The sequence below is a fragment of the Exiguobacterium sp. GL_137 genome (assembly GCF_057834585.1).
This window is the reverse complement of the sequence record NZ_CM174406.1, coordinates 1,231,262-1,257,098: the sequence shown is the minus strand read 5'-3', so window position 1 is coordinate 1,257,098 and position 25,837 is coordinate 1,231,262. Positions and strand designations below refer to the sequence as shown.

Below are 25,837 nucleotides of genomic sequence, written 5' to 3'. Positions count from 1 at the left end.
GTCGGAGACAGCGTTTTGTCATTTCTTCAAGGCACCCCTTGCGTTGAGTGCCGCAAATACGACCATCGCAATACTCAAAACGGCAGCGACGATGACACCCTGTGTATAAACACTCCAATCAATCGTCTCGCGTAGCAGGACGGCCCGCATCCCTTCCATGATATACGTCGTCGGATTGAGGGTCGCGGCTACCTTTAACCATTCCGCTTCAATCAACTCTTTCGGGACAAACGTCGTCGATAAGAAAATCAACGGAAAGAACAGTAATGTCCCGGCTTGTGCCGCCTGGGCGTTCCGAGTTTTCAGAGCAACACCGACGGAATAACCGGCAAAGGCAAGACCGAAGCCGAGAGCGAGGACAATCGTCAGGAAAAAGCCGCTGATCCCCGCCGGAATCGATAGACCAAGTAGAAAGCCCATTCCGAAAATCAATAACGTCTGAACGAATAATTGCAACATCCCGGCAAGCATCGGACCGAGAACGATCGCCGTCCGTGAGACCGGTGTCAACAGCAAACGGGCAAAATAACCGCTCTCAATATCTTTGACGAGTGCCTGCCCCGCTCCCCCGGCTCCTCCGACGGCACCGGAGACGATTGAGACCGGCAGGATGAAGTTCAAATAGTCGACGCCGCCGAACTGGGGCAGACTGGAGATGCCGGACAGCCCGCTCGTGTAGACGAGCAGGAAAAAAACGCTGATGATCAAGTTCGGGATGAACGAAAACGGATTGCGTAAGGTCACGAGCAGGCTGCGTTTCGTCAATATCAAAGTTTCCCGCCACATATCAGCTCTCCTCCTTATAGGCCTGACCCGTCAGTTGAATGAAGACATCATCCAGCGACGGCTGTTTGACGACAAGCGAACGGGCCGTCAAGTGCTGTTCATCGAGATAGCGGACGACCTGCTTCAGCGTCTCTGTCCCGTCGGACGGTAAAATGATCAGACCCTTCTCGATCCGACCATCAAACGCCTGGCGGAAAGCCTCGCTCGACTGTTCCCCTTCAAGGACGACCTCGATCCGTTCTGTTCCGTTCAGCGCTTTCAGCTCCGCCGCCGTGCCCTCGGCAATCAGCTTCCCGTCATTGATGATCGCGATCCGGTCCGCCAGCTGATCCGCTTCTTCCAGGTACTGTGTCGTCAAAAAAATCGTCGTTCCGTATTCTTCATTCAATCGCCGGACTTCCGTCCAGATTTGCTGACGGCTCGCCGGATCAAGTCCGGTCGTCGGTTCATCCAAAAACAGTATGGTCGGCTGATGAACAAGGGTCAAAGCTAAATCAAGCCGGCGTTTCATCCCGCCGGAGTACGTTCCGGCGCGGCGTTTCCCGTCTGCCGATAATCCGACGAGCTCAAGCAATTCAACGGCCCGCCCGACGGCTTTGTCGTGTGAAAAACCAAACAGTTTCCCTTGCAGCACGAGTAACTCCTCACCTGTCAAATCATTGTCGATCCCAGTTTCCTGGAGGGCAACACCAATCTGCAGCCGGACGTCTTTTTGGTTTCGCTGAATGTCGTACTGGTTGATCGTTGCACTGCCGGACGAGACGGCAATCAATGTCGTCAGCATTTGAACCGTCGTCGATTTACCGGCACCGTTCGGTCCCAAAAAGGCAAAAATCTCTCCCTTGTCGACATGAAAGGAAATCTGATCCACGACTTTTTTCCCGTTATATTCCTTCGTCAACCGGTCTACTTCAATCATGTTCATCCACCCTTCCGTTGGTCAGACAATCGTTCAGTCACTTCCTTATTTTTATCTTTACCCGTTTTTTTATCGGTTGCACAAAAAAGGACAAATCCCAAATTGGATTTGTCCCTCGGTTTCTTCAGTTAGATGACACCATGCACGACAGAAGCGACAGACCACTTTTCTTTTAAGGCTCGAATCCGTTCCTGTCCTTCATAGGAATTCATCCATAGATTCATGACATCCAGGACTTCGGTCTGTCGATCCTGAATCAGATAACTTTTTTCGGCCGGAATCCACTTTTCAGTGATTTTCGGAGCCCCTAGCCGCGTATCCAGCGACGCATAATAAATCGCTTCAACCGTATCCGTGATCATGACATCGACTTCGCCGGTCGCGACAGCTGCCGGGATAGCCAAATTATCGGCATACATGACGATATGGGCTTGATCAAACGTCTGCCGGACGAATTGTTCGTTCGTTCCTCCTGGGTTTAAGCCGATTGTCACGTCCGGTCGATTGATTGCCTCGATTGACGTCAGCAGGTCGAGATCCGTTGTCCGGACGAGCGGTGTCTTTTGAAACGACAAGTAACTTTTCGTGAAGTCACCGACGATTTCGCGTTCAATGTTTTTCGTGACACCACCGACGACCATATGAAATTTTCCGGCACGCAGATCACGGGTCAGTGTTCCCCATGTCGTTGGAACAAACTCGACTTCAAGACCGGCTACTTCCGTAAACGAACGGATGACATCGATGTCAAACCCTTCATATTGGTTGGTCTGACGGTTCAGGTACGTAAACGGTTTATAATCTCCGGTCGTTCCGACGACAATCTTCTTCTTGGTGAATACATTTTGTTTACTAACGCTGAATGAACCCATCGCATTCTTTAATCGTGTCGCTACCATGAGACCGGAAAGCAACAGACTTCCTCCAAGTGCCAATCCTCGTTTATTCACTCTGCCCGCTTCCTCTCTCTGTCTGACACTCTGTTTTGTATAATACTCAAAACAGTACCATATTGTTCTAACGGTTCCAACAATTTTTTGATTATTTCGTCAAAAAGAGGCAATGTTCTTTCATCAAGTCCTCTTGATTGCAGGATACACTTACTTTCTTCCATACTGACAGAGAACGAATCAACGAATGGGAGGAATGGAAGATGAGTAACGTATTCATTATTGGAGCAAACGGAAAAGTCGGTCGTCAGGTGGCGAAACAATTAAGCGGATCGAGTCACGACGTCCGCGTCGGATTACGTTCAAAAGAACAGTATGCCGATTTTGAAGCCCTCGGGGCAACACCGGTTTTTCTCGATTTGGAGCAGGATGTCGCGTCGATTCAAGATGCGATCCAAGGCAGTGACATCGTCATCTTCACAGCAGGATCCGGCGGTCACACCGGTGCCGACAAAACCATTTTGATTGATCTCGACGGAGCCGCAAAATCGGTTGCGGCAGCAGAAGGGATTCAGGCAGGCCAGTTCATCATGGTCAGTGCGTTAAATGCCGATTCGCCGGAAACGTGGTCCGACAGCATGAAACCGTATTATGTCGCGAAACATTATGCGGATCGTCTGTTGCGTGAAAGTTCTCTTGCCTATACGATTCTGCGCCCGGGTGGCCTGACGGACGAGGCGGGAATGGGAGCGGTGACGACGGATCCGGCATCAACGGACGAAACGACGATTGCCCGCGAGGATGTCGCACGTGTCGTCGTCGCATCAATCGGACAACAGTCGGCATTCCACCAAACGATTCCGTTATTGACGGGTCAAACCGCGATTGCTGAACTGTTTGCTTAACTAAAAAACGAGCTGATCCATTGGATCAAGCTCGTTTTTTTGATTCAGGAAGCCTGTTTGACTTCGACGATATGTGCCTGTTCCCGGCGAACTGCTGTCAAAATCAATGTGACCACAAGCGTCACGAGCAGAATAACCGCCAATCGTAAGAGATAGGTCGAGATATCACCGTCAAAATACAGCAACCGGGTCAATCCGCCGACGGCATTCGGAACCGGCAGATAATGACCAATCGTTTGGTAAAACGGAGCCAGCATCGAAGACGGAACGATATTGCCCGCCGTCATCAGTTGGAACGGAATCAATGCGACATTCACAAGCGGGGCAATCGGACCAAAAATTGTGAAGTTCATCTGCGTGACACTGATACACGTTGCTGTCAGCAACAGTTGGAACGCCCATACTTTCAAGAATGATGTCTCGATATCGGCAAAGGCAAACGCAAGCGATACCATGACGAGCGGAACAACCAGCAGGACGATCCCGTGTAACAGTTGTTTGCTCCAAAAGAGTGACCATTTCGGAAAACGTTTTTGGAGAATTTGTGTCACGAGATTAAATTGAATTCCCATCGTCATGACGGCAATATAAATCACGAATCCAAGCAACAACGGCAACATAGACATTGAGAAATCGGATACCTCGTGTTCGATGATGATGTCCGATTGGATAGCCGGTTGACCGTTGATTCCTTTGGCGATTTCAGCTGTCGCCTGTTTCAGAATACCGTTCGCGAACTCGGCATTTGCCTGGTTGACATGAAACGTCATTTGTTTTGCACCGGTCAAGTCTGCCGCAAGCACCATCTCGACGTTTCCGGCATCGAGTTGTTTCATTCCTTCCGCTTCGGACGAAACGGCTTTGACGGTAAACGGACTATCGGCTTTGAGGTTTTGATATAGTCCTTCCGTCGTTGCATCTTTGACGACGGCGACGCGTAACTGATCCAATCGGTCCGTCGCGCCGTGGTAACCGGTCATCCAGACGACAAGGAACAAGACCGGAACAATCAAGGCAAACATTAACCCGACTTTCGTTTGTGTGATGGACCATACTTCTTTAAAACTCTTCATGTAATGTACTCTCCTTTTTATATGCATTACTTATAATGGCATGTGCAACTATTAGTTTAAAAAGAGAAACCACTTACGTCACATTTTTGTAAATGGTCTCGAGTGTTTTGATGAATTGTTTAATCTCTTTTTTCGACAGACCAGAAAACGCCTGCTGCTGGAGTTCATCGAGCGTCGGTTCGAGCAGCTGAATCGTCTGTATGCCTTTTTTTGTTGTCAACAAAATGAAAGCCCTCCGGTCTCTCGGATCCGCTGAACGAATGACAAGACCTTTCTTCACGAGCTTATCCAGGATTTTTCCCACTGTCGTCTGATCCCGCTCGGTCGTCAACGCCAACTGTTTTTGTGAGATGCCTTCCTGCTTATGCAGCTCACTCAACACTGAAAATTGTTCCGGTGTCAGGCCATGTTGTTCCATCCGTTTCGTGGCAGCCCGTTTAAAGGAAAGATAGCTGCGTGACAATTGCATACCAAGTGACCAATCCGCTTCTTTCATTAAGACTCCCCACTTTCGGCATAATAGTTGCACTACTTATTAATTGAACTTATTTACTATATGCCGGAATCGGTGGATTGTCAAACAGATGTCTGATTTTCTCTCTTTTTATCGTTATAGACAGCATTGCGGTCTTTCAATCGGGTCATTGCAGCCATCACTTTATCGAAGTCCGACAAATCATTCGGGTGATTCGGTGTCGTTAAGATGTGCGCGACTCGGCGATACATGATTTTTTCCTCGTATCCCATTAACACGTAGATCGCCCGATGAAAGTTTTCATTTTCCTCCCAGTCGACATCCCCGTAGACAACCCGGTAATAGGCGCCTTCACTATGTTGCGGAGCAGGAATATCAATGTAATCAATCGGCTTTTTATGAATGGCCATGTTTCCACTTCCTTCTGATTGTTTAATTTAAGACGTAAACGATTTAACCGATTCGATATGGGCATCCTTGATTTCTTGTTCAACCTGCGATTGTTGCTTGAGCTGCTTATAGACAGCATCAACTTGCGCTGGTGTTAAACGGTTGACGGTCGCCAGTTTCTTAATTGTCCGGTGTAACTCATTCCGTTTGATGACGTGGACATGACTCGAATCCACCTTGATTTTTTTTAGTTCACAGCGCTCGCTGAAGACGATGACCGAATGGAACACTTCTTCTCCGATCGTGCCTGCTAAAAACTGCTCCATACTTTTGAGGTGTTGCTCATTTTGTTTAATCGGATTATAGAACTTTTGTTTGTACCGGTTTTTAAACATCTGAGTCCACTGCCGGTCCGCTTCTTTTCCAAAAATCCAGCCGCTGTAATTTTTCGACTCGAGCACGTAAATGCCACTCTCATGGATAAACGTCACGTCGATTTCCGTCAATCCTTTTCCGCGCGCTTTCGGGACATACGTATTCATGACAAATTTCCCGTAGCCGCCGACTTTTTCAAGTTGCCGGGTCGTTAAATATTCTCCCCAAATCCCTTTGTCACGGACGGCCTTCAGAAACCGCTCTTGCGTAACCTGCTTATATGTACTCTTTTCAAACGACCGCCGGCGGAAATAAAATAAACTGCCGAGCGTAACCCCGAACCCGACCAATAGGACACTACCCATCAGAAGCAACGTCGGAATCAGCGTTTCTAACAAATCTTCCACACTTTTCATTCCTTTCTTTTTTAAATCCTTAATTTTCCACTATTTCAGAATAAACGGTATTCTTTTCAATTTCCACTAATTGTTACATCATTCTTGTTATGGTAGGGTGAGGGAAAGGAGGGATTTTATGCTGGACTCATTTTTTTCGATTTGGTTGCCCTTTATTCTATTGATTCTGTTTTGGCAATTCGTCTCGCAACAACTTGTAAAACAAAGGGTCATGCAGCAACAGCTCCTGCGCGAACTGACCCGGATTCAGGAACATCTCGGCATGACGGATGCCGCAAGCAGTCATACCTTACTCAATGAACAAATCCAACGTCTTATTAATGAGCATCAAACGGTCGAAGCCATCAAGCTTGTCCGGAAAACGCTTGGTTATCCGTTACTTGAAGCGAAACAATATGTCGATGCGTTCAAAGATACCTCGTCCGAGAATCGTTAAATGAACAACAGGCAAGTCCTCCGTTATTTCGGAAGGCTTGCCTGTTGTCATGTTCAACGGACTTGTTCCAGCAATCCTACATGATTACTGTACATTTCAGTTTTTCGAACGTGATCCTTATATATAAAATGGCTTGCACCATTTTCAGTCAGCGTTAGTCTGATTCAAATTTCTGAATCAATTGATCGATCTGGCGAACAAACGGCAGGATATCTTTCTCATCCGTCATAATTCGGTGTAGTACTTCTTTTCCTTCAATATACAAATAAGCATAATGACGATTTGAGTTTGTCTCTTTCGTCAAGCAAGCGGTTAAAAGATGATTCGAATGATGTAGTGTATGTGCAGCTAAATGAATCAATTCCTTCGTTAACACTTCCCTTGCTTCATCCGTCGCCTCTTCCTCGAACAAACGGACAAGGGGTTCTAGCAATTGAGCTTTGGTTGTAGAACGCAACTGTGCGTATCGAATCTCAACCGTTATGTTTTCAGGCTGTTCTTTTTTCTCTACAAGAAATAGGGGAGGTCTGATTATGGTCTTGATAAAGGATGTGAATGTGTCAATGGTGATCTCAGACATTCTGGAAACTCCTTTCTGACAGAATTCAAGTTATGATTATTCCGGATGAGGACATGCAACGAAAGAAACCACTTTAGTTTCCTATTTTCATCCGAAATTAAGTATAACATTTACCAGTTTTATTAGGGAATTTTATCTTCTGTTCATGACAAAAAACACGTTACAGAATATTACCAATCTGCCACGTGTTTTAAACTCTTTTTTTACACACCGTCAATCCGTTTGAATCAAATCTTGCAGTGAGTATGCCTTGAGTGCTTCCGAAAATTGAAAAAATGCATCATCAAACGCTTCTTTCATATTTCCCAGATTTTCATCTTCATGGACAGCTGGAATACTTTCAAGATAAGAGACCTTTTCAAAAAGCTGTACGATTTCACCCAACGTGATGTCCAACGGATCTTTCGCCAACTTAAAACCTCCGTTACGTCCCTGATAGGATGTGATGAGTCCGAATCGGCTTAGTGCATGAACAATTTTCATTAAATGATTTTTCGAAATATCATAATAATCGGCTACTTCTTGAATTTGAACGAGTCGAGTCGGGTGAAGAGTCGTATACAATAGTACTCGAATCGCATAATCCGTCGATCGAGTCATTTTCATTATTTCCACCTACTTTGTTCTCTATATCACTTATAGTACAAAAAAAACGACATAAGATATAGTTTTAAGTGTTATGAAATGTATCTATTTTTTTGCTGAAATACGTTTCCTTTAAACATGTACAGGAAATACTTAATATATAAAGAACGATTATAGGAAGGAGTTCACTCATATGAAATTTTTTAGTGGTTCGGACTTTTTAGTATTTATCAAAAGACAATTCTCTGAAGAACGCTACCGGGTCGATCCGACGTATTTAACTGCTAATTCAGCTAAAATTTCCGTTTTCCGTCGCGAATTTTCTGAAGAGCGGATCATGGATATCGAATATCTGCTGTTTTTACCGACACTCGAAAAACGAATTTTCATTCGCGGCATTCGGCATCCATCCAATTATCAATTTTTTCTAGAGAGTTTTGAGCCTCTTGATGAATTAATTGGATCCATTCATCACTTAATAGAATAAAGTCCAGACTAATCGTCTGTATACTACCATCAAAAATTTAATAGAAGTTCCATTGATGAAACGGGTCAAAACCTCTCCCATAACATGTATAATCATAGTATGTTATTCACACAGCGATCATCAGGGACACGAACTACGTATCTCCGTTGTCCGCTGTAGAAAGAGGTCATGATGAAATGGATATTCAGTAAAATTACCCGGACCTTTTCAGGACTGCTACTATTAAATTTTATGATTTTAGTGTGCGTGACGATGGGTGCCTATTCCTATTCCATTCAGCAACTAGAAGAGAATAATGTCATGCTGTTGCGTTTGACCAATCAAAAAACTGCTGCACGTGAGATTTGGAATGATTTGCAGGAGACGAATATTGAGATTCAGGAAGCCTTATTAAAGGAAACACCGGCTTCTCTCGGACTGTCGAATGACTTAAAGCGGACAAAGCAGGATCTTGAACATTTGGCGCATACTTACCCTTCCGCAGAAACAGATTCTTACTCAAAAACGGCAATGATTTTAATACAGTACTACGAAAAAATATTGATTCCATTGACGGAAAATCGACAGTCCGCCAACCGATATACCGATTTTACCGCCATGCGACGGATGTTAAAGGATGCGTCCTTCGTCATCCCGTTGCAATCGACTATGAGCGGGACAGAACGTTCTTCACTCGATACCATGTATTTTTTTTCGACGACCCGACAAGCAGCGGATCAATATATCAACTCTATTCATACACTGGAAAAAAGAGCACAGCAGACACTTGCCGATCAGATGCGAACGACCCTTTGGAAAACGTTGACAGTTCTTGTTGCTGTCTTTTTCCTTTTAAACAGCTGGACGTTCCGATTCATGCAACGGTTGACAAATGATCTCGTTCGTCTGGTCAAGCAAACAAAAAATCCATATGCTTATTCTTCGATGCCTCTGATCAAACGACAGGATGAAATCGGCGTCCTCGCCAAAGCCATGCAGAACATGATGACGATGCTTGCGTTTCAACAATCCGAAACAGATCGTGCCAATCAGCAATTATCAAGCCGGAACCGTGAACTTTCTGACAGCCTGTCGGAAAAAAACAAAACGGAAATCAAGCTACAACTTCAGACGGATCTTGCCCGTCACTTATTGGAATACGAGACGTTTCACTGCACGCAAGATTTGCTACGGGATGTGGCCCGATCGTTCGGCTTATCGGAGTTGAAGCTGACTCTGGTTTCGAGGCAAGAAGAAGTCATTTACCGGCAAAACCCTTTGTCTGAAGGCAGCATCCCCCGGCTGGCGCAGCCTGTCAGAGAGGATCAATACCTTGTTGAACGGATTATTCCATTGCTGAATTCGCGTGAAGCTGAACCGTTTGCCTTGTTGACATTCACTGACCCGACGGCAGAAGTATATGAAAAGCTTTCGGCAGTCAGCGATATTCTGTCACTCGGGATTTTGCGAATCGAGCATATGCGGGCACTGAAAGAAGATAAACAGCACGTCCAACGGATTTTGGACAGCCTTCGAGAAGCCGTCATGTACGTCAATTTTCCCGATTCACGATTGATTCACAACGGGACGTTGGTCACTATGTTCCCCGAATTACGAGACCTGCCGGATACTTTGCATGATTTTGAATCCATCATGGCCATCCTTCGCCGGGTCTTTACTGAAAAAGAGGCCCTTACCGACTATATGAAACAATTAAAAATTCATTTAGCGAACGGCCATGCCATGGACGCCCAAGATTTCGAAGTCAGCAGGAATCGTCACGTCCGTCTGTATACGGAATTTCTGCCGGACAGCAAAGGTATCATCTTTGTCTTAAGTGAACGGACGGCTGAAGTCGAAGCGGTACAAAAGGAGCATGCCTTCATTTCAATGATTTCACATGAACTCCGGACGCCCCTAGCCTCGATTGAAGGATTCAGTGAGCTGATGATTCACCGCAACGTCTCCGGTGAAAAACAATTGAAATATTTAAAAACTGTCCGCAGTGAAGCCCAACGCTTAGGTAAGCTTGTCACCGCTTTCTTGGACTATCAACGCTTGAGTCACCAAAAGGAAGTCTATTCGTTTGAATCCTTTGACATAGCAGCTTTGGTACAGGAAGTAGCCGACTGGATGAATGTCTCCAACACCTCCCATCAGGTCCTGTTTGATTCGGCTCATACGACCTGTACGATTGAAGCGGACCGTGGAAAAATACGTCAACTGCTGACGAACCTTTTGGGTAATGCAATCAAATACTCGCCGTCGAGTCCGAAGATCGAGGTCCTGCTCGACTGCAGTGAGGAAGAGGTTGTCCTGACAATCAGCGATAACGGACTCGGCATTCCGAAACAAGACCTACCGTATTTGTTCGAGTCCTTTTACCGTGTGGAGCGCAACGACCATAAGCGGATTCAAGGAACCGGACTCGGGCTGATGATTTGTAAGGAAATCGTCGAAGCTCATTCCGGACAAATTTCTGTTTCATCCGAACTGGATGTCGGAACGGATTTCCTAGTCCGGCTGCCGATGGTGCAACGGACCAAAGACGGAAAACCATAAATTGATTTAAAGACAGAGGAAGTGAATACGTATGGATTATGAGTTAGATCGTATCATTTATTACTTGAACCGAGATTTTCGCAATCATCTCGGATCATTCTCAGGCACGATTTTGAAAGATACCTCGCCGGCCATTATCTTAATTGAGGATCATGTCCGGCGGCATTTAGCGTATGCCTTATATCAATATCCGGAATTCGTCTCTGAAATCGAAGAGACGATTTTCCGGTGTCTCATCGATGTCCGGGGGGAAAAAGAATCGGAAGATCCAACGGAAATCTTTATTGCTAAAGCCCAGTTATATTCTCCCTATCATTACCTCATCACATTTTTATAAGGAGTGGACTGCAGTATGAAAATAACCGGAACCGCCTTGTTAATCGTTGATATCATCAATAAAATGGATTTTGAAGGCGCAGAAAATCTGCTTGCTGAGACACGCCCCATATTGAAGTCTTTGATCGACCTTAAACATATATGTAAAGAACATGATATACCGGTCATTTATGTAAATGACAATTTTGGTTTATGGCAAGAAAACGTTGATCAGATTGTCGAAGAGTGCCGCGGCGGGCTCGGCGATGTCTTCGTTCAAGCGTTGCATCCGCAAGAAGATGATTATTTCATCATCAAGCCGAAACATTCCGGTTTTTACGGGACACAGTTGGATATTCTCTTAAAGCATCTCAATATCTCACGCCTGATCATTACGGGCATCACGACCGACATGTGTATCCTGTTTACGGCAAACGACGCTTATATGCGGGAATACGAAATCTGGGTGCCAAAAGACTGTACCGCAGCCGAGACGCAAGATGCGAAAGAGCACGCATTGGAAATTCTCCACACGACATTATCCATTGATTGTTCCAGCAGCAGTGACGTATCGTTCGACTAAAAGGAGGACAGCATCATGTTGCAATACTTTTCAGGAACATGTGAGACGGCACGAAAACGACTCCTCGAAACCGCACTGCATCATTTGCCGACAAAATACCCGTCCATTTCACACCTGCCGATCAACCAGGCACAAAATGCCAGCTGCGACTTGATTCATGCGAAACGTGAGGGAAATCATGCGTTGCTCATTCTCAGCAGCGGTCTGCATGGAATCGAAGGGTTTACGGGGAGCGCGATGCAATTGCGATTTTTAGAAGAACATCTCGCCCGGCTTAACAGCAGCGAAGTCGATCTTTTATTCATTCACGCTATGAATGTAGACACCATGGACCATCACACTTATGCACCGTTGCGTGGTGTTTTCATCCCGAAGGCGGGCTCCGGTAGTCGATTCGGACACTTCCCGTTTTCGTTCAAAACAGTAAGCCGGTTACTTCCAATCGGTCCCGGTCGTTTGTTCAAAAGCGCCACAACCGTACCAGTTCCTCAACCGATAAGTATTCATTTTGACGGACAGCCGCCTGACCCGTATATTCATGACGTCCTTTCTGCAGTTTCCGACCTCATCACTCCCTACTCGCACGTTTTGTTTCTTGACTGTCACACGGGTCACGGCCTCCAGACAGAAGTTCAACTGGTCCTGCCTTCCGCTGATTGCCGCACAGCGGATCATTTAAAAGAATTCACCCGTTATCCGATTGTCGAACATCCACTTTATCTCTTTGAAGGGGAATGGTTGAACTCACTGTATCAGTGGACGCATGAAAAGGAGATTGGTTTCCTTGGACTGATCATCGAATGCGGAACGGCTAAAGACTCATCCGGTTTACGCCGGCCTCTGCAAGCGGTCTTTACCGAAAACCGGCTTTGGCGTCAGCATGTCATGAACGAAGCGGATCTGCTCTTTTCGCATATGGTGGAATTAATGAATGATCCGTTGAACTATCCGTTGCTCAAGCGGAATCTGACTTGGTCGTCCTCCTGATAACTGCCTACATCACCGGTCCAAATCATTTTCTAAAACATTACATTTTGATGACAATCCTTCCCCTTTGGTTTTCGTTTTTCTTAAACAGGTATATATATCATGTACGTTTTATATATGTTTTTAATCTGAGGGAGGAATGAATCATGTTCAGACACCAAAAGGAATTACAGTTCGAAGTTAAGGTCGACCGGCCGGATCCGAAACTTGCACGGGCTGTCCAGGAAGTATTAGGCGGACAATTTGGGGAAATGACCGTCATGATGCAGTATCTGTTCCAAGGATTCAACTGTCGGGGAAATGAAAAGTACAAGGATATGCTGATGGATATCGGCACGGAAGAAATCGGTCACGTCGAAATGTTATGTTCTTTAATTTCGCAATTGCTCGACGGTGCTTCACCCGACGACCAAGCTGAGGCGGCCAAGGATCCTGCCATCGCCGCAATTCTCGGTGGAATGAATCCGCAACACCTTCTTGTCAGTGGACTCGGCGGACTTCCTTCCAATTCAAACGGGGTGCCGTGGAACGGTTCCTACATTGTCGCGAGTGGTAATCTCTTGGCGGATATGCGATCCAACCTCCATGCGGAATCGCAGGGGCGACTTCAGGTCGCACGTCTCTATCACATGACGAACGATGAAGCAGTCCGGACAACACTCCGGAAAATGCTGGCCCGCGACCGGTATCATCAATATCAATGGATGGCAGCCATTGAAGAGCTGGAAGAGAAAAACGGCATCGTCGTCCCGGCCACGTTTGCACCGGAAGAAGAAATGGAAGCCCAGCCGCATGCTTATGAATTTTGGGACTTGTCGGAAGGAACGGCTTCAAAAGAAGGACGCTGGGCGCAAGGAAGCGCGCAGGATGGAACCGGTGAATTCGTGTATCTCGAAAATCCGGCACCGCAGGGTCAAATTCCAAATCCTGAAGTTCCGGCACACAATCTGCACCATGATTTGAATGAACCGCCGCAAAAACGAGGCGTCGCGGATACAGTCAAACGCATTCTAAAGGACAAGGAGTGAGGCAGGATGGCGAAACAACTGGCGTTGCACGAGACGTTGGAAATCCATGAAATTATGACGATGAAGCAATCCTGTCTTGTCAAATCTTATGCACTTAGCCCGCTCGTCAAAGATAAAAAGTTAAAAAAACTGATTGAACAGGACATCAAAGAATCAGAACGTGCACTAAAAGAGCTACAATCTTTATTCCATTGATTCCACCAGACGAACGACCGGAGGTGCTTTTTGTGACCATTCAAAAACAGATGAACCGTGCCAGCAAGAAAAGAGACGAACTGATCGCCATCGACCACCTCGTCAGTGCCAAATCACTCGTCCGCGCCTATGCCGTGGCCGTTACGGAAGCTGCTTCTCCCGATGTCAGAAAAATCCTGACGAAGCAGTTGAATCATGCCATTCAGACACATGCTGATATTGCGACTTACATGATTGAAAATGATATGTACCTGGCATACGATTTAAAAAAGCAGTTGAAGCATGATGAAGAAAAGATGAACCTGATTCAGGAATTGGTTCAGAGCAAGTAAACATTTCCCTCTCTTCGGTCGAGAAGAGAGGGTTTCGTAACTTCCGCCTATTATGGGAAGCGAAAGGGATTAAAAGACTGATCGGAGGACGCCGTTATGCTATCCGTTAAAAACATTACAGTCAAGCAACTTGGTCAAGATTTACATCTTTCGTGGCAAGCGGATTCTCCCGTTCAGCTTCTCCGTGACGGTGAGATCCTCAGTGATGGCGCGGCACACGAATTCATCGATACGACGCTTGCTCCCCTCTCTCCCGTGCAATATGAACTGCGGACCAATCACGTCCGTATCACAATCGATACAGCCGTTGTCGCCGATGAGGGAACATTGTTTTGGAATCAAAAATCCACCGTCATCATCCGTTCAGACCAGGAATTACTTTTGGTATGGGGGGCTATCCCGGATGTCGAATCCTACAGTATCTTCCGAGATGGAAAACGCTTGGGCGATACGGATGATCATACGTGGTACGAAGCATCATCGCAAGACGAGTCTGCCCGTTACGAAATCCGTGCCCTCCGACCATCGTCTCGTCAGAATGTACCACTCTCCTCCGTCATGGAGGGAGCGTTAAAACTTTTGAATCATTTAAAACACGAACCAGATCGGGAACGGGAGTTTGAATCGTTTATTCTTTATATCCTTCTCCATCCGTTTGTATCTGAGCCCCTTGCACCGAATAAAGAACCCGAAGCCGTCCGCGCACGACTGCGAATCATGACGTTTATTGCTCCACCGATTTTAAAAAATCCGAATCTGCTTTCTCCTCATATTTATTTTGAGGGCGATGACCGGACCTTTGATCCCCATGCGACGGAATACCGGACGTTGACTGAGATTGCCATGACAGGCTTACAGGATGTTCCTCATGTTCACCTTGCTAAGCAGGCCAATCCGACACGTTCTCTGACCTCGACGGGACGCCTAAGGAGTGAAGACGTAGCATCGACACGGAAGGTTTATCTGGAAGATATTGAAAAGGACCGAGACTTTCTCCAGTTTACGACCCGGCATTCAGTCGGCAATCCGTTGGTGATCGCTCCCGACATCAACTATACGGTCCATACCGCGTATGGTCACGGAAGATGGCGGTTGTGCGGAACTCATCTTCGTTCCCCTCACCATGAAATTTATCTGCAAACAGAATCCTGTGCTTTTCAGCCGATTCATCAAACACATGACCTCGGTCTCAGTTTTTTAGCTGACCCTTTACCGAGTTGCCATTGGCTGTTCATGGAGGCCAGATGATATTCATTACCTCATCAAAAAAGCCAGACGATGAACATCGTCTGGCTTTTTTGATGAAACATATGCCGAACCCGTATCAGTCATGGAATCGGGCGCGTGTTTCTTTAGAAGGAAGCATACATTGTTGCTTTTCTCCGAACCATTCATGCCGGTGTTTCGCGACAATATCATACACAAAATCTCTTCCGACACGCGGTAAGAAGCGGAAAAACGAAGCGAATGGCCATGCGCCGTTTAAGTGTCTGGTAATCCGTAGCGCTGCATCCGATTTGATATAAGGAACTCCCTGCTCGATAACCACAACACTGTTTAAATCAGATGGTAAACGATGTTTTTGAATGAGTTCCTGTCCAGTCGCGCCCTGCAATGAAGCAAAATCATAGTACCCTTGATCCCGTTTCAGGATAAACTGCACACTGGCATCACACAAATTGCATTCCCCATCAAATAAAATGATTGGCTTCACGTTTGTGTCCTCCCTCTATCAATGATTTCCTTTTTTCTAGTTTAGCTCAAATCCATAAAGCAAACCTGTATTTCGCTTCTTATTGCTATCGATGATCAATCCATACCATTTTTATACATGTTTTAGAGACGATCAATCCTGTCTCATCCATCGCGTATCTAGGCTCTGAACGAATGCTTTTAAATCATCCTGCGTCCGGATAAGAGTCTGACAGGTCACCTGCTCATTCTGAATCAATTTGATTCGAACAGGCGGTTCGTTGATCAAGCTGAACGCAAAAAGCAAGGTCGAATGTTTTTGTGTATAGACGGCAACCGCCAGCAATTCCTCATGTAGTCGTTCTCTCACTTCTTCACTTGTATGCATATGTAAGAGATGGATGGTTTCATTAAGAAGGGACGATTTCATACGTTCTGACACGTCCAAATACCGGACTTCAAGGTGAACTTCATGATTTCTTCCCCGCCGCGTCGTAAGGAAAAACGGAGGGTGAATTAATTTTTGAATAAAACGAATGATGCGTTCAATGCTTATCTCAGACATCAAAAACCTCTTTTCTAACCTCGATACCAAATGTTCGAAGATTTTTCTTTTGTTGCGCCAAGATCCAGCCAAAACATTAAACATATAAGAATATCGTATGTTTAATTCCAAAGAAACCTGATTTGCTTAGCCTTTTTTAGTTTAACATATTTCGTCTTTTCAGACCGAATCCGAAGCCATAAAAAAAACGAAAAGCGGTCCACTTTTTCTTTTGATAAAAAGAAGACCGTGCTTATTCGTTTCATCCAATCTGCACTTTTGTTAAATCTTCTAATGTGTACGCTTGCAAAGCATTTGAAAATAATAAAAAAGCATTATCAAAAGCTTGCCGCGTATTTCGAAGCGATTCTTTCTCGTGTGTTGGCAATACTTCTTTCAAATACGAAACTTCTTCAAATAAAGCCACCACTTGACCCAGCGTGATTTCATTCGGTGCTTTGGCTAACTTAAATCCCCCATTCCGTCCCTGATAAGACGTAATTAACCCGAACTTACTCAATGAATGGACAATTTTCATCAAATGATTTTTGGAAATGGCGTAATGATCCGCTACTTCTTGGATTTGAACAAGCCGGTTGGGATTCAAAGTGGCATAGAGCAGAACGCGAATTGCATAATCCGTCGACCGTGTCATTTTCATTCTTTTCACCTTCTTGAGTTCTTGCCGTTCTAATCAAACAATTACATGAGATTATGTTTATGTTGTTAGCGTGCACTTGCACATAATATAATCAAATATAAAATATTTTCTTGGATTTTACAATCGAATTGAGGGTTTCCGGTTCTACCTTTTTTATCCGAATGCATTTATGTGCTTCCTCCATCAAAAAAAGACATTGCGTTTTCGCAATGTCTTTTCGTAATAATCAGTCCCGTGCTGCCAAACGGTACAGCAGATCAAGCAACTCGATGTAGAGCCAGATGATCGTGACGATTAATCCGAACGCGGCCACCCACTCCATCGATTTCGGCGCACGGGCCTGGACTTGTTGCGAGATGAAATCAAAGTCCATCACGAGCGACAGTGAGGCGACGATGACGATGACAAACTGAATGCCGATCGCAAGCGGCGAACTGCCGGTCATGAACGGCAGATCGACACCAAACAACGCGAGCAACAAGTTGACGCCGTACAAGACGAGGATTGAAAGAATCGCTGCCGTGACAGCTGAGCGGAACCGTTGCGTGACTTTGATCATGCCGGTCGTATAGACGAACCACATCGCAAACGAGACGACGAATGTCGCGAGGACCGCCTTACCGACGAGTCCCGGGTACATACTTTCGAACATCAACGAAATCGCTCCGACGGCGACCCCTTCGACGATTGCATAGACCGGTGAGAGCACGGGTGCCGTTCGTGGTTTAAACGTGATGATCAGCGCGAGAATCAATCCGAAGACGACTCCGCCGATCAAAGCCGGTACTAAAAATTGCGGATTCGCGGCTAAGAAGAACCATGTTCCACCGGCTGCTGCCGTGACAAGGGCGAGCAACAGGAAAATCTTACTCATCGTCCCTGCCTTCGTCATCGGCCGTTCACCGGCACGCGCCGTCTCAAAACCGCGGCGTAAGGCCGGATTCACTTTAAAACGTGTTGCCATCTTGCGTTCACTCCTTCTACTTTTCTATTTCTTACTACGGTTGTTTCCCGGAAAAGTTTCAGCTTAACCAACTATTTAAGGCATTCAGCTGCAGCATGACGACCGGGATCGATGCTTTCGCTGAGACAAGGTGCGACGTCGCCTGTCCGACTTTACCTGTCGTGACGAACGGTTCGTCCATAATCCCTTCGCCAATCGGTCCAAAAGGATCACTGTCGATGATCCGGTGCTGATAACGAATGAAGATTTCTTCATCTCCTTGAAGCATCTTACATCCCGATTCCTCGAGCGGCCGGTCGACTCCGTATTCGGCGTAATGCCAGACGGTCGTCGAATCCCACGGTGAACCGAGATGCAGAATCTGTCCGTCCGCTTCGATGAACTTTTCAAGCGGTGAACCAGGACCAAATCCATTTTCAATCGTATGTCCGGCAACGAATTCCGATGCCTCGTTTCCCCACGCCGTGACTGACCACATCGGGTGGGCACTGCGTTTGACGCCCGGGAACGTCCGGAACAGTTCCGGTACCTTGCCGATACTCCGGGTTGGTGTCTTCGCCGGGTCGTATGCCGGCATTTGCTGACGGATTGTCTCCCACCAGTCTTCCGGAACGGCAGGACGGCTCCAGTTTTTCGGATCCGAATTATCCGTACTCTGTGCCGCCATCATGATCAGACCGTCCGGCGTGATGACTTCCTGCAACGCTTCGATCAGCGCTTGTGCTCCGCCGGGAATCCAGCCGATCTGTTTCATCGCGCTGTGGACGAACACTTTCATACCCGGCGTCACACCGAGTTGTTTCAAATCGGTGATCAGTTTTGATTTCGTGACCATTTGTCTTGTTTCCATTTCGCACCCCTCACTCGACGACAAGACGAATCGTCGATCCTGTTTTGCCTTGCGTCACTTCAATTTTCGCATCGACCCGTGACTTCAGTTCCTGAACGTGACTGATGATTCCGACCATCCGGCCGCTTGCCTGAATCGAAAGCAGTGTCTCGATCGCCTGCTCGAGCGATTCCGGATCAAGCGTACCGAATCCTTCATCGATGAACATCGTCTCAAGCGACACGCCGCCGCTCGCTTCCTGCACGACTTCCGACAGACCGAGTGCCAAGGCGAGTGAGGCCTTAAAGCTTTCCCCGCCGGACAACGTCTTGACGTGCCGGGTCTGCGACGTATAGGCATCAAAAACGTTTAAATCAAGACCGTATTTCTTCAAGCCTTTTCCGGCTTCCGTCTTCCGTTCGAGCAGGAAGCGTCCGGACGTCATCCCGTGCAAGTGACGGTTCGCCGCCTGCAGGATTTCGTCAAAGTAGGCGGTCTGGACATACGTTTCAAACGTCATCCGTTGCGCGTTCTCTCCGACACCGACCCGGGCCAGCTCACCGAGGATACCGTACCGTGCATCCTCCGCTTCGATTTGTTGCTGAAGACTCGACCAGGCATCGACCAGTTGTTTGATGTGCAACTGTTCTTTCTCAACGCCAATCCGGTAATCCGTCGCTGTCGCCAGTTCCGCTTCCGCTTGTCTGACGAGCGGACGAAGAGCCGTCAGATCCGGACGATCCTGTTGCTGAATCAGTTGTCGGATCCGCCCAAGACCACTTTCGACATCCTGCCGTTTTCGCCGGTCGGCTTCGAGTCGTTCCGCTAACCCTTCCATCATCTGTCGTGTCAGACGGGCCTGCTCGAATTGTTCGACTGTCTCGAAGCGTTCTTCCTGTAAACTCCGTTCAAACACGCGTTTGACTTCCGTCTGCTTGGATGTATGTGTCGCCAATTCTTCTTCGATATGCTCGAGGCGTCCACTTCGTGCCGCGACTTCTTGATCGAGCCGTTGTTTTTGATTCTGACTTGCTGTCCGTGCCGCTTCAAACTCCGCCAATCGTTTTGTCAGTGTCTGCTGTTCAGTTTCCAACTCACGACGTGACGGCTCATCCGGATTTCGGTTCAGCATGCCTTCAAGCCGAGCGAGCTCAAGCAACAGTTTCGACTGCTGATTCGTCTCCTCTTCGATTTGCCGGTCCGCCTGTTCCAATGCCGTCTCGATTGTCCGGAGCTGTTGATCCAGTTGCTGTAATCGATTTTCTTGCCCTTTCAAGTCGTTGATTTCAGAACGAATTGCGGTCACATCAGTCGGAACCGGTTGTCCGTCTGCAAGTGTCGCGAGTTCCTGTTCGAGTTGCCGTTTCCGTTCTGCGACTGTCCGGTACGTCGCCTGTAACTCCTGGTGCGCCGATTGTGCGGTTAAGTAGGCCTGATGCAACGCTTCGAGATCGAGCGCTTCCGTTTTGACAGCAAGTTGCGGATGCGTTGCACTACCGCAGACCGGACATGCTTCCCCGTCATGCAGATGTGCCGCAAGTTCCGCTGCCAGTTGACGGCGTTCATTCTGCCGGCCAGCCGTGTACGTTTTTTCAGCCTGTTCTTTCTCCGCTTTCACGCGTGTCCCCTGCTCGATCAACCGGAGCCGATCGGCTTCATTCCGTTGCCACTCTAAGTGTTTCTGTTCCATGGATTGCAGGACGAAGCGGCGTTCCTGTAAGGACAGACGGGTGCTCGAATCGTCGATCATCATCGAAATCTCTGCCTGCAGCTGTGTCCGGTCACTGCGCTGACGGGTCCGTTGTTCACGTAATGCGTCCGGATTCAGCTTAGCAACGGCACGCCGTAAGTCTTCTTGTTGACGCACCAATTGTTCTTGATCCTTCAGCCGTTGCAGCTCTTCCGTGATTTGCTCCAGGCGCCGTGACGCCTCGCGTATTTCCGGTTCCTGCATCGTCAATCGTTCGACGGTCCGGTTGACCTGGTCGAGTTGCTGTTGCAGGTGCTTGAGTTCGGACAGGACGGTTTGTTTCGTCCCGGTCAATTGCCGGACCGATTGTTCCTCCGACTGAAACATTTCGTACACCCCTTGGATGGCTGCTGCCCGGGAAGCCGCGTCATATTGTTTTTTCTGGCGTATTGTTTCCGGCAACGTCAAGGCGAGCTGTTTTTCGAGATGTAACAATTGATCGTACTCGGTAAATGTCTGCTCGAGGTGCTCCGCCTGCCGCAGCCGCTCCGTCAACTGTTCGACCGTTTGACGTCCTGTCTGTTCCACCGTTTTCGCCTGTTCAATTTTTTCATCAAGTGCTACAAGCAATGTATCTGTCTGGTGACGGATTGTCGTTTCCGTCGCTTCCGACCAGTTGAGGTCGAGCGGTAATTCTTCGAGCTTCGCAAGCTGCTTCGTTTTCGTTTCTTTGATCGCCGCAGCAAGATCCAGCGCTTTCCGGTGCAGCCGTTGCTGAAACTCCCCATAATGTTCCGTCTTGAACAACTGCTTGAGGATCTGCAGCTTATCTTTTGACTCCGCCATTAACAGTTCCCGGAACTTATTTTGCGGAAGCAATAAGATTTGCGAAAACTGTTTGTGATCGAGTTGTAACAGTTCCTGCACCTGTTGGCGGATTTCCGGGATTTTCAGCGCAAGCGGCTTCCAGGCCGTCCCGTCATGCCGGGCGAGTTCCGCCTCATGGCCGTAATCCGTCTTATTGACCGGATGCGGCTGACTCGGTTGCCGGATAATTCGGTAGCGTTCGCCTTTTAACAGAAATTCGAGTTCAACTTCCGTCTTGTCTTCCGGTTTCGCGAAATGACTGCGCAAATCGCTCATTTCCCGTTCCCCGCCTGACGTCTCGCCATATAAAGCAAACGTCAGCGCATCAAAAATCGTCGTTTTCCCGGCACCGGTATTCCCCGAGATGACGAACATCGTCCGACCGCCGAGCGCGCGAAAATCAATTGTCTGTTCGTCGGCAAACGGTCCGAAAGCACGTAAGGTTAATCGTTCTGGACGCATGCAGCTTCCTCCTCTAAGACGGCCTGCATTGCATCCGTCGGTTGTTTTTCCCGGACTGCTTCATAAAACTCCTGGAACAGATCCGTCAGCGTCGCCGCCTGGACCTGATCGCGTGATGCCTGGACCGCCCGGGTACTTTCGCGGGTGAAGCCGGTCCGCTCGAGATGGAGGATGTTCGGGTACAGTTTCTTCAGTTTCCCCATCGGATCAATCAAGGCTTCGGCATCCGTCAGGTTGATTTTAATGTAATCGTCCGTCGCTTGTGTTTCGACGAAGACCGGATCCGTCAGTTCGGCAAGACTGCCTGTCAGTTCACGCAAATCGCGCTTGGCCGTCAACGGTTCGAAGCGACGGTCAAACGTCCCGTTTTCGTTCAGTGTCAAAATATCGACGCCTTTGACATGACTGGCTTCCGAAAACGAATATTTCAATAACGAACCGCTGTACCGGATTGTCTCCGACTTGATCGCAAGTGGATTATGCAAATGTCCGAGCGCCGTATAGGTGAACGGAGCAAACGCACTGGCGCTGACCTGTCCCGCTGTCCCGACCGACAATTGGCGTTCGGAATCGGTCTCAAGCCCGCCGATGACAAAGGCATGCCCAACGAGGACACTTGGTCCATCGATGTCCAGCGTTCCGATGATTTTTCGCATCGCGTCATCATGCGTCCGGATTGTTTCATCCTGATAGACATAGCGGACGGTCGCCGGATCTGCGAACGGCACCGGATAAAAACGGACGCCGTTGATCTGAACCGGTTCGATCGCCTCCGTCAATTTACCTGCCAGGTGAAGACCCGCCCGTTGTAATAACGGTGTACCGAAACTCAGCCGTTCCGCTGAATCATGGTTGCCGCTGATCGCGACGACCGGAATCTTCCGTTCCAAAACAATGTCGGCTAACACCGTATCAAGCAGTTCGACCGCTTCCGTCGGCGGGACGGCACGGTCATACAGATCACCGGCAATGATGACCGCGTCCGGCTGTTCCCGGTCAAGCAATTGTAGAAATTCCTGGAGAACAGCCCGCTGATTGTCGAGCATCGATTCGCCATGAACGATTTTTCCTAAATGCCAATCGGCAGTATGAATCCATTTCATCTCTCATCACGCTCACTTTTCCTCTATAATATCCTTATTTTAGCATGACTTGAATGGTTCTGACGATGATCTGACCGATTCCAAACCAAGTAAAACCCATTGCTTGACCGATAGTCTCCCGGTCAAGCAATGGGTTTTATGATGCATCATGTTTTAAAGGTCAGTCCACGTTCACCAAGCAACTGTTTTAACTTCGGTATCGAAGAAGGTCCGATTCCGTGCCACTGCAGAATATCATGTTCATGATACATCGCTAACAATTCCAATGATGTCACGCCGTGTTCACTCAGGGCCCGTTGTGCCGGCTTTGCGAGAAGCTCAAAAGGATTCGCCTCAGGTTTGTCTGAATTCATTATAGCTTCCTCCTGACAATAGACAAAAACCGCCTTCCTGTTTAGCTGGAAGGCGGTTTTTCGGACGGCTTATTTGTCATCTTCAGTGGGTGTGGCGCTTTTGACGAAATCGTTTGACCGACGTGAAGATAGACACGGACCCTCCGATGATTGCCCCGACGACAATCCCGGTCGTAAATTTTCCTCCGGGATTTTTCGCAGAACCTGGTTCAATTGCTGTTATATGTTCTTCCTGCTTCTGCTCGAATAACTGTTGGAGAGGGGAGGATGTAGGCTCGACTTCGACAATCCGGTCAACTTCCTGTTGACGGTCTTCCCGGCGTTCGACGCTGCAAGGTGACAGATAGAACGGATTCAGGTTCGTCCGATACCGGTCTGGATTCCAATTCGCTTGCTGAACGGCTTCAGCTGCATGGTCTGTCCGCTTCGTCTGATCCAATGACTGGATCGATTGATCGAATTCTTGTTTCATCGTAATCACTCCTCTTCACATTCAATTTCACCAAAAATCTCCGACTTACGTCTGAAGTCTTATTTACCTCTTTTTTAAACATCTAAAACATGTATTCAAAAAAATGTTTTATTTTTTTGTGAACGTCCCTTCGAAATAGGTCTCGTAAATCTGTTTCGCTTGCACAAGATCCGCTTCGCCGTGAAGCAGGATCCGCCCATCGGCAAAGGCGGTAATCCGATGTTGTTCCGTCTCGAACATCAACAGATACGGATTGCGTAGACAGCTGATCCCACGGCCACTCATCTCCTGTTCAAGCCGGATTAAATCACGGGTCCCTTCCCCGCGGATTTGAACGGTATCCCGGCCGCATAATGTCACGAAGTGAAGTGGCTGAGCATTGAGGTACGGATAGACGGGGTTATCGCCGCAGGACGGACAAGAAGATTGTTTTAAGGACACAACATTGATTTGGCTCTGTTGATTGTTCCAGACATCAAATGACAGCACCGTCTGCCGTAATGCAGCTTCCGCTCCGGTCAAGTATTTTAATGCTTCCGTCACTTGATGCGCCGCAACCAGCTGGACGACCGGACTGATGACGCCTGACGTATCACATGTCTCCTGCTGTTTCGGCAAATGATTGAGCAAACAATGCAGACAAGGGGTCTGTCCCGGACGAATCGTATAGGTCATGCCATAACTGCCGACACATGCACCGTAAATCCAAGGAATCCGAAATTTTGCCGCAACATCATTGATCAGCATCCGGACAACGAAGTTATCGGTCCCATCCACAAGCAAATCTGCTTGTCCGACAATCCGTGTAATATTCATTGCCGTCACATCTTCGACAATCGCCTCGATCGTCACCGTCGAATTGACGGCACCGAGCCGGCGTTTCGCCGCAACCGCCTTTGGCAAATGGTTCCTGACATCCTGTTCCGTATAGAGTTGTTGCCGTTGTAAATTGCTCCACTCGACGTAATCCCGGTCGATCAGAGTCACTCGTCCGATTCCTGCCCGGACAAGCTGTTCCGCACTCGCTGTCCCGAGTGCACCGAGACCGATGATGACGACGTGCCGCTGTCCCAGTTGATCCTGCCCCTCCTGTCCGATTGGACGAAAGCGGATTTGTCGGCTATACCGGTCCATCATGGGCGACTGATCCCGGTCGTCGGACTGCTCGCCGTCGCATACCGTTTTTTCTCAATCCGTCCTGCTTCAAAGCCGAGTCGTCCCGCTTCAACCGCAAGCTTCATTGCACGTGCCATCTTGACCGGGTCTTTCGCATGCGCGACGGCTGAATTCAACAGGACACCATCAGCTCCGAGCTCCATCGCGTACGCCGCGTCAGCCGGTGAACCGATGCCGGCGTCGACGATGACCGGTACTGACATTTGTTCGATGATGAAGCTGAGCGCGAGCGGATTTAAGATGCCCTGTCCGGAACCGATTGGTGATGCTGCCGGCATAATCGCATGACAGCCGAGTTCTTCGAGCCGACGGGCAAGCAACAAATCGTCTGATGTATACGGCAAGACGATGAAGCCATCCTTGATTAATTCCTCTGCTGCTCGTAATGTTTCAATCGGATCCGGCAGCAGTGTCTTGTCACAACCGATTACCTCGACCTTGACCATATCGCACATCCCTGAGGCCCGGGCAAGGCGGGCAAGGCGGACCGCTTCCTCCGCCGTCTTCGCACCCGCAGTGTTCGGCAAGAGATCATAGCAGCTTAAGTCAAGCGCTGCGAGCGGATCGTTCTGTTCCTTTGCAAAGACGTCGAGACGCCGGACGGAAAACGTTAAAATGTTTGTTTCCGATGCTTCGACCGCTTGCTGTTGCTTCTCATTATCCGGATATTTTCCTGTCCCCAGTAACAATCGTGATGCAAATGTTTTTCCGCCAATTTCTAACATG

31 protein-coding genes are annotated in these 25,837 nt (G+C 47.9%); 11 read left to right on the top strand and 20 right to left on the bottom strand.

Going from position 1 to position 25,837, the window contains the following annotated elements; all coding sequences use genetic code 11:
- Nucleotides 1–18: 18 nt before the first annotated feature.
- The 3 genes from AC3IRK_RS06485 to AC3IRK_RS06475 form a co-directional block, all read right to left on the bottom strand.
- A complete protein-coding gene (locus AC3IRK_RS06485; RefSeq protein WP_131973003.1) occupies nucleotides 19–786 on the bottom strand; it encodes an ABC transporter permease in 768 nt (255 codons plus the stop codon).
- Between the two features lies 1 nt (nucleotide 787).
- Nucleotides 788–1,705 carry an ATP-binding cassette domain-containing protein gene (locus AC3IRK_RS06480; protein ID WP_131502868.1) on the bottom strand — a complete coding sequence of 306 codons (918 nt, stop codon included), beginning with the start codon at nucleotides 1,703–1,705 and terminating at the stop codon, nucleotides 788–790.
- A 128-nt stretch (nucleotides 1,706–1,833) separates the two neighbouring features.
- Complete coding sequence (locus AC3IRK_RS06475) at nucleotides 1,834–2,655, bottom strand: transporter substrate-binding domain-containing protein (RefSeq protein ID WP_489170539.1); 822 nt, start codon at nucleotides 2,653–2,655, stop codon at nucleotides 1,834–1,836.
- A gap of 203 nt (nucleotides 2,656–2,858) precedes the next feature.
- Between AC3IRK_RS06475 and AC3IRK_RS06470 the strand changes: the two genes are divergently transcribed.
- Entirely contained in the window at nucleotides 2,859–3,500 is a 642-nt protein-coding gene (locus AC3IRK_RS06470) for an SDR family oxidoreductase (protein ID WP_188005384.1), read from the top strand.
- A gap of 44 nt (nucleotides 3,501–3,544) precedes the next feature.
- On the opposite strand, the gene AC3IRK_RS06465 is transcribed toward AC3IRK_RS06470, so the two are convergent.
- The 4 genes from AC3IRK_RS06465 to AC3IRK_RS06450 all read right to left on the bottom strand — a co-directional run bounded on the left by AC3IRK_RS06465 (nucleotide 3,545) and on the right by AC3IRK_RS06450 (nucleotide 6,229).
- Nucleotides 3,545–4,573, bottom strand: coding sequence for a YhgE/Pip domain-containing protein (locus AC3IRK_RS06465; RefSeq protein WP_489170538.1), 1,029 nt, complete (start codon nucleotides 4,571–4,573; stop codon nucleotides 3,545–3,547).
- A 73-nt stretch (nucleotides 4,574–4,646) separates the two neighbouring features.
- A complete protein-coding gene (locus tag AC3IRK_RS06460) occupies nucleotides 4,647–5,069 on the bottom strand; it encodes a MarR family winged helix-turn-helix transcriptional regulator (RefSeq protein WP_489170537.1) in 423 nt (140 codons plus the stop codon).
- 80 nt (nucleotides 5,070–5,149) lie between these two features.
- The gene (locus AC3IRK_RS06455) at nucleotides 5,150–5,458 is read right to left on the bottom strand and encodes a hypothetical protein (protein ID WP_131973007.1); all 309 of its coding nucleotides are present in this window, start codon (nucleotides 5,456–5,458) and stop codon (nucleotides 5,150–5,152) included.
- Between the two features lie 27 nt (nucleotides 5,459–5,485).
- Nucleotides 5,486–6,229: a nuclease-related domain-containing protein gene (locus AC3IRK_RS06450; protein ID WP_255508436.1), complete on the bottom strand. Its 744-nt coding sequence runs from the start codon at nucleotides 6,227–6,229 to the stop codon at nucleotides 5,486–5,488.
- A 118-nt stretch (nucleotides 6,230–6,347) separates the two neighbouring features.
- On the opposite strand from AC3IRK_RS06450, the gene AC3IRK_RS06445 reads away from it, so the two are divergent.
- Nucleotides 6,348–6,665, top strand: coding sequence for a hypothetical protein (locus AC3IRK_RS06445; protein WP_489170536.1), 318 nt, complete (start codon nucleotides 6,348–6,350; stop codon nucleotides 6,663–6,665).
- A gap of 154 nt (nucleotides 6,666–6,819) precedes the next feature.
- On the opposite strand, the gene AC3IRK_RS06440 is transcribed toward AC3IRK_RS06445, so the two are convergent.
- Both AC3IRK_RS06440 and AC3IRK_RS06435 read right to left on the bottom strand, forming a co-directional pair.
- A complete protein-coding gene (locus tag AC3IRK_RS06440) occupies nucleotides 6,820–7,245 on the bottom strand; it encodes a hypothetical protein (RefSeq protein ID WP_131973009.1) in 426 nt (141 codons plus the stop codon).
- Nucleotides 7,246–7,458: 213 nt separating this feature from the next.
- On the bottom strand, nucleotides 7,459–7,851 hold the full coding sequence (locus AC3IRK_RS06435) for an RrF2 family transcriptional regulator (protein WP_131973010.1): 393 nt from the start codon (nucleotides 7,849–7,851) through the stop codon (nucleotides 7,459–7,461).
- Between the two features lie 172 nt (nucleotides 7,852–8,023).
- Between AC3IRK_RS06435 and AC3IRK_RS06430 the strand changes: the two genes are divergently transcribed.
- The 9 genes from AC3IRK_RS06430 (at nucleotide 8,024) to AC3IRK_RS06390 (ending at nucleotide 15,546) form a co-directional block, all read left to right on the top strand.
- The gene (locus AC3IRK_RS06430) at nucleotides 8,024–8,317 is read left to right on the top strand and encodes a hypothetical protein (RefSeq protein WP_131973011.1); all 294 of its coding nucleotides are present in this window, start codon (nucleotides 8,024–8,026) and stop codon (nucleotides 8,315–8,317) included.
- 168 nt (nucleotides 8,318–8,485) lie between these two features.
- A complete protein-coding gene (locus AC3IRK_RS06425) occupies nucleotides 8,486–10,858 on the top strand; it encodes a sensor histidine kinase (protein WP_489170535.1) in 2,373 nt (790 codons plus the stop codon).
- Nucleotides 10,859–10,889: 31 nt separating this feature from the next.
- The gene (locus AC3IRK_RS06420; RefSeq protein ID WP_131973013.1) at nucleotides 10,890–11,195 is read left to right on the top strand and encodes a hypothetical protein; all 306 of its coding nucleotides are present in this window, start codon (nucleotides 10,890–10,892) and stop codon (nucleotides 11,193–11,195) included.
- Nucleotides 11,196–11,210: 15 nt separating this feature from the next.
- Nucleotides 11,211–11,756, top strand: a complete 546-nt coding sequence (locus AC3IRK_RS06415) for a cysteine hydrolase family protein (RefSeq protein WP_131973014.1) — start codon at nucleotides 11,211–11,213, stop codon at nucleotides 11,754–11,756.
- A 15-nt stretch (nucleotides 11,757–11,771) separates the two neighbouring features.
- The gene (locus AC3IRK_RS06410; RefSeq protein WP_489170534.1) at nucleotides 11,772–12,743 is read left to right on the top strand and encodes a DUF2817 domain-containing protein; all 972 of its coding nucleotides are present in this window, start codon (nucleotides 11,772–11,774) and stop codon (nucleotides 12,741–12,743) included.
- Between the two features lie 146 nt (nucleotides 12,744–12,889).
- The gene (locus AC3IRK_RS06405; RefSeq protein ID WP_131973016.1) at nucleotides 12,890–13,771 is read left to right on the top strand and encodes a manganese catalase; all 882 of its coding nucleotides are present in this window, start codon (nucleotides 12,890–12,892) and stop codon (nucleotides 13,769–13,771) included.
- Nucleotides 13,772–13,777: 6 nt separating this feature from the next.
- Nucleotides 13,778–13,966 carry a spore coat protein gene (locus AC3IRK_RS06400; RefSeq protein WP_131973017.1) on the top strand — a complete coding sequence of 63 codons (189 nt, stop codon included), beginning with the start codon at nucleotides 13,778–13,780 and terminating at the stop codon, nucleotides 13,964–13,966.
- Between the two features lie 32 nt (nucleotides 13,967–13,998).
- Complete coding sequence (locus AC3IRK_RS06395) at nucleotides 13,999–14,298, top strand: spore coat protein (protein ID WP_255508434.1); 300 nt, start codon at nucleotides 13,999–14,001, stop codon at nucleotides 14,296–14,298.
- A gap of 96 nt (nucleotides 14,299–14,394) precedes the next feature.
- Nucleotides 14,395–15,546, top strand: a complete 1,152-nt coding sequence (locus tag AC3IRK_RS06390; RefSeq protein WP_131973018.1) for a DUF3238 domain-containing protein — start codon at nucleotides 14,395–14,397, stop codon at nucleotides 15,544–15,546.
- Between the two features lie 76 nt (nucleotides 15,547–15,622).
- Here the strand turns inward: AC3IRK_RS06390 and AC3IRK_RS06385 are convergent, their stop codons facing one another.
- The 11 genes from AC3IRK_RS06385 to AC3IRK_RS06335 all read right to left on the bottom strand — a co-directional run bounded on the left by AC3IRK_RS06385 (nucleotide 15,623) and on the right by AC3IRK_RS06335 (nucleotide 25,836).
- Nucleotides 15,623–16,012 carry a thiol-disulfide oxidoreductase DCC family protein gene (locus tag AC3IRK_RS06385; protein ID WP_131973019.1) on the bottom strand — a complete coding sequence of 130 codons (390 nt, stop codon included), beginning with the start codon at nucleotides 16,010–16,012 and terminating at the stop codon, nucleotides 15,623–15,625.
- 132 nt (nucleotides 16,013–16,144) lie between these two features.
- Nucleotides 16,145–16,555: a hypothetical protein gene (locus AC3IRK_RS06380; protein WP_426355085.1), complete on the bottom strand. Its 411-nt coding sequence runs from the start codon at nucleotides 16,553–16,555 to the stop codon at nucleotides 16,145–16,147.
- 241 nt (nucleotides 16,556–16,796) lie between these two features.
- The gene (locus AC3IRK_RS06375) at nucleotides 16,797–17,195 is read right to left on the bottom strand and encodes an RrF2 family transcriptional regulator (RefSeq protein ID WP_214765029.1); all 399 of its coding nucleotides are present in this window, start codon (nucleotides 17,193–17,195) and stop codon (nucleotides 16,797–16,799) included.
- 226 nt (nucleotides 17,196–17,421) lie between these two features.
- The gene (locus AC3IRK_RS06370) at nucleotides 17,422–18,159 is read right to left on the bottom strand and encodes a Bax inhibitor-1/YccA family protein (protein WP_489170533.1); all 738 of its coding nucleotides are present in this window, start codon (nucleotides 18,157–18,159) and stop codon (nucleotides 17,422–17,424) included.
- 58 nt (nucleotides 18,160–18,217) lie between these two features.
- Nucleotides 18,218–19,009 carry an AAC(3) family N-acetyltransferase gene (locus tag AC3IRK_RS06365; protein WP_214765030.1) on the bottom strand — a complete coding sequence of 264 codons (792 nt, stop codon included), beginning with the start codon at nucleotides 19,007–19,009 and terminating at the stop codon, nucleotides 18,218–18,220.
- Nucleotides 19,010–19,019: 10 nt separating this feature from the next.
- Nucleotides 19,020–22,007 (bottom strand): AAA family ATPase, encoded by a 2,988-nt coding sequence (locus tag AC3IRK_RS06360; protein ID WP_489170532.1) that lies wholly within the window; start codon nucleotides 22,005–22,007, stop codon nucleotides 19,020–19,022.
- Nucleotides 21,989–23,110 carry a metallophosphoesterase family protein gene (locus AC3IRK_RS06355; protein ID WP_131502884.1) on the bottom strand — a complete coding sequence of 374 codons (1,122 nt, stop codon included), beginning with the start codon at nucleotides 23,108–23,110 and terminating at the stop codon, nucleotides 21,989–21,991. The genes AC3IRK_RS06360 and AC3IRK_RS06355 overlap by 19 nt, the downstream gene beginning before the upstream one ends.
- 146 nt (nucleotides 23,111–23,256) lie before the next feature.
- A complete protein-coding gene (locus AC3IRK_RS06350; protein WP_131973025.1) occupies nucleotides 23,257–23,463 on the bottom strand; it encodes a helix-hairpin-helix domain-containing protein in 207 nt (68 codons plus the stop codon).
- Nucleotides 23,464–23,545: 82 nt separating this feature from the next.
- Nucleotides 23,546–23,935: a hypothetical protein gene (locus AC3IRK_RS06345; RefSeq protein WP_131502886.1), complete on the bottom strand. Its 390-nt coding sequence runs from the start codon at nucleotides 23,933–23,935 to the stop codon at nucleotides 23,546–23,548.
- Nucleotides 23,936–24,043: 108 nt separating this feature from the next.
- A complete protein-coding gene (locus AC3IRK_RS06340) occupies nucleotides 24,044–25,072 on the bottom strand; it encodes a ThiF family adenylyltransferase (protein WP_489170531.1) in 1,029 nt (342 codons plus the stop codon).
- Nucleotides 25,069–25,836, bottom strand: coding sequence for a thiazole synthase (locus tag AC3IRK_RS06335; RefSeq protein WP_489170530.1), 768 nt, complete (start codon nucleotides 25,834–25,836; stop codon nucleotides 25,069–25,071). Before AC3IRK_RS06335 ends, AC3IRK_RS06340 begins: the two co-directional genes overlap by 4 nt.
- Between the last annotated feature and the right edge of the window lies 1 nt (nucleotide 25,837).

Coding starts and splice junctions, on each gene's coding strand:
- AC3IRK_RS06485 (WP_131973003.1), bottom strand. CDS start 786: ATGTGGCGGGAAACTTTGATATTGACGAAACGCAGCCTGCTCGTGACC.
- AC3IRK_RS06480 (WP_131502868.1), bottom strand. CDS start 1,705: ATGATTGAAGTAGACCGGTTGACGAAGGAATATAACGGGAAAAAAGTC.
- AC3IRK_RS06470 (WP_188005384.1), top strand. CDS start 2,859: ATGAGTAACGTATTCATTATTGGAGCAAACGGAAAAGTCGGTCGTCAG.
- AC3IRK_RS06465 (WP_489170538.1), bottom strand. CDS start 4,573: ATGAAGAGTTTTAAAGAAGTATGGTCCATCACACAAACGAAAGTCGGG.
- AC3IRK_RS06460 (WP_489170537.1), bottom strand. CDS start 5,069: ATGAAAGAAGCGGATTGGTCACTTGGTATGCAATTGTCACGCAGCTAT.
- AC3IRK_RS06455 (WP_131973007.1), bottom strand. CDS start 5,458: ATGGCCATTCATAAAAAGCCGATTGATTACATTGATATTCCTGCTCCG.
- AC3IRK_RS06450 (WP_255508436.1), bottom strand. CDS start 6,229: ATGAAAAGTGTGGAAGATTTGTTAGAAACGCTGATTCCGACGTTGCTT.
- AC3IRK_RS06445 (WP_489170536.1), top strand. CDS start 6,348: ATGCTGGACTCATTTTTTTCGATTTGGTTGCCCTTTATTCTATTGATT.
- AC3IRK_RS06440 (WP_131973009.1), bottom strand. CDS start 7,245: ATGTCTGAGATCACCATTGACACATTCACATCCTTTATCAAGACCATA.
- AC3IRK_RS06435 (WP_131973010.1), bottom strand. CDS start 7,851: ATGAAAATGACTCGATCGACGGATTATGCGATTCGAGTACTATTGTAT.
- AC3IRK_RS06430 (WP_131973011.1), top strand. CDS start 8,024: ATGAAATTTTTTAGTGGTTCGGACTTTTTAGTATTTATCAAAAGACAA.
- AC3IRK_RS06425 (WP_489170535.1), top strand. CDS start 8,486: ATGATGAAATGGATATTCAGTAAAATTACCCGGACCTTTTCAGGACTG.
- AC3IRK_RS06420 (WP_131973013.1), top strand. CDS start 10,890: ATGGATTATGAGTTAGATCGTATCATTTATTACTTGAACCGAGATTTT.
- AC3IRK_RS06415 (WP_131973014.1), top strand. CDS start 11,211: ATGAAAATAACCGGAACCGCCTTGTTAATCGTTGATATCATCAATAAA.
- AC3IRK_RS06410 (WP_489170534.1), top strand. CDS start 11,772: ATGTTGCAATACTTTTCAGGAACATGTGAGACGGCACGAAAACGACTC.
- AC3IRK_RS06405 (WP_131973016.1), top strand. CDS start 12,890: ATGTTCAGACACCAAAAGGAATTACAGTTCGAAGTTAAGGTCGACCGG.
- AC3IRK_RS06400 (WP_131973017.1), top strand. CDS start 13,778: ATGGCGAAACAACTGGCGTTGCACGAGACGTTGGAAATCCATGAAATT.
- AC3IRK_RS06390 (WP_131973018.1), top strand. CDS start 14,395: ATGCTATCCGTTAAAAACATTACAGTCAAGCAACTTGGTCAAGATTTA.
- AC3IRK_RS06380 (WP_426355085.1), bottom strand. CDS start 16,555: ATGTCTGAGATAAGCATTGAACGCATCATTCGTTTTATTCAAAAATTA.
- AC3IRK_RS06375 (WP_214765029.1), bottom strand. CDS start 17,195: ATGAAAATGACACGGTCGACGGATTATGCAATTCGCGTTCTGCTCTAT.
- AC3IRK_RS06370 (WP_489170533.1), bottom strand. CDS start 18,159: ATGGCAACACGTTTTAAAGTGAATCCGGCCTTACGCCGCGGTTTTGAG.
- AC3IRK_RS06365 (WP_214765030.1), bottom strand. CDS start 19,009: ATGGAAACAAGACAAATGGTCACGAAATCAAAACTGATCACCGATTTG.
- AC3IRK_RS06360 (WP_489170532.1), bottom strand. CDS start 22,007: ATGCGTCCAGAACGATTAACCTTACGTGCTTTCGGACCGTTTGCCGAC.
- AC3IRK_RS06355 (WP_131502884.1), bottom strand. CDS start 23,110: ATGAAATGGATTCATACTGCCGATTGGCATTTAGGAAAAATCGTTCAT.
- AC3IRK_RS06350 (WP_131973025.1), bottom strand. CDS start 23,463: ATGAATTCAGACAAACCTGAGGCGAATCCTTTTGAGCTTCTCGCAAAG.
- AC3IRK_RS06345 (WP_131502886.1), bottom strand. CDS start 23,935: ATGAAACAAGAATTCGATCAATCGATCCAGTCATTGGATCAGACGAAG.
- AC3IRK_RS06340 (WP_489170531.1), bottom strand. CDS start 25,072: ATGATGGACCGGTATAGCCGACAAATCCGCTTTCGTCCAATCGGACAG.
- AC3IRK_RS06335 (WP_489170530.1), bottom strand. CDS start 25,836: ATGTTAGAAATTGGCGGAAAAACATTTGCATCACGATTGTTACTGGGG.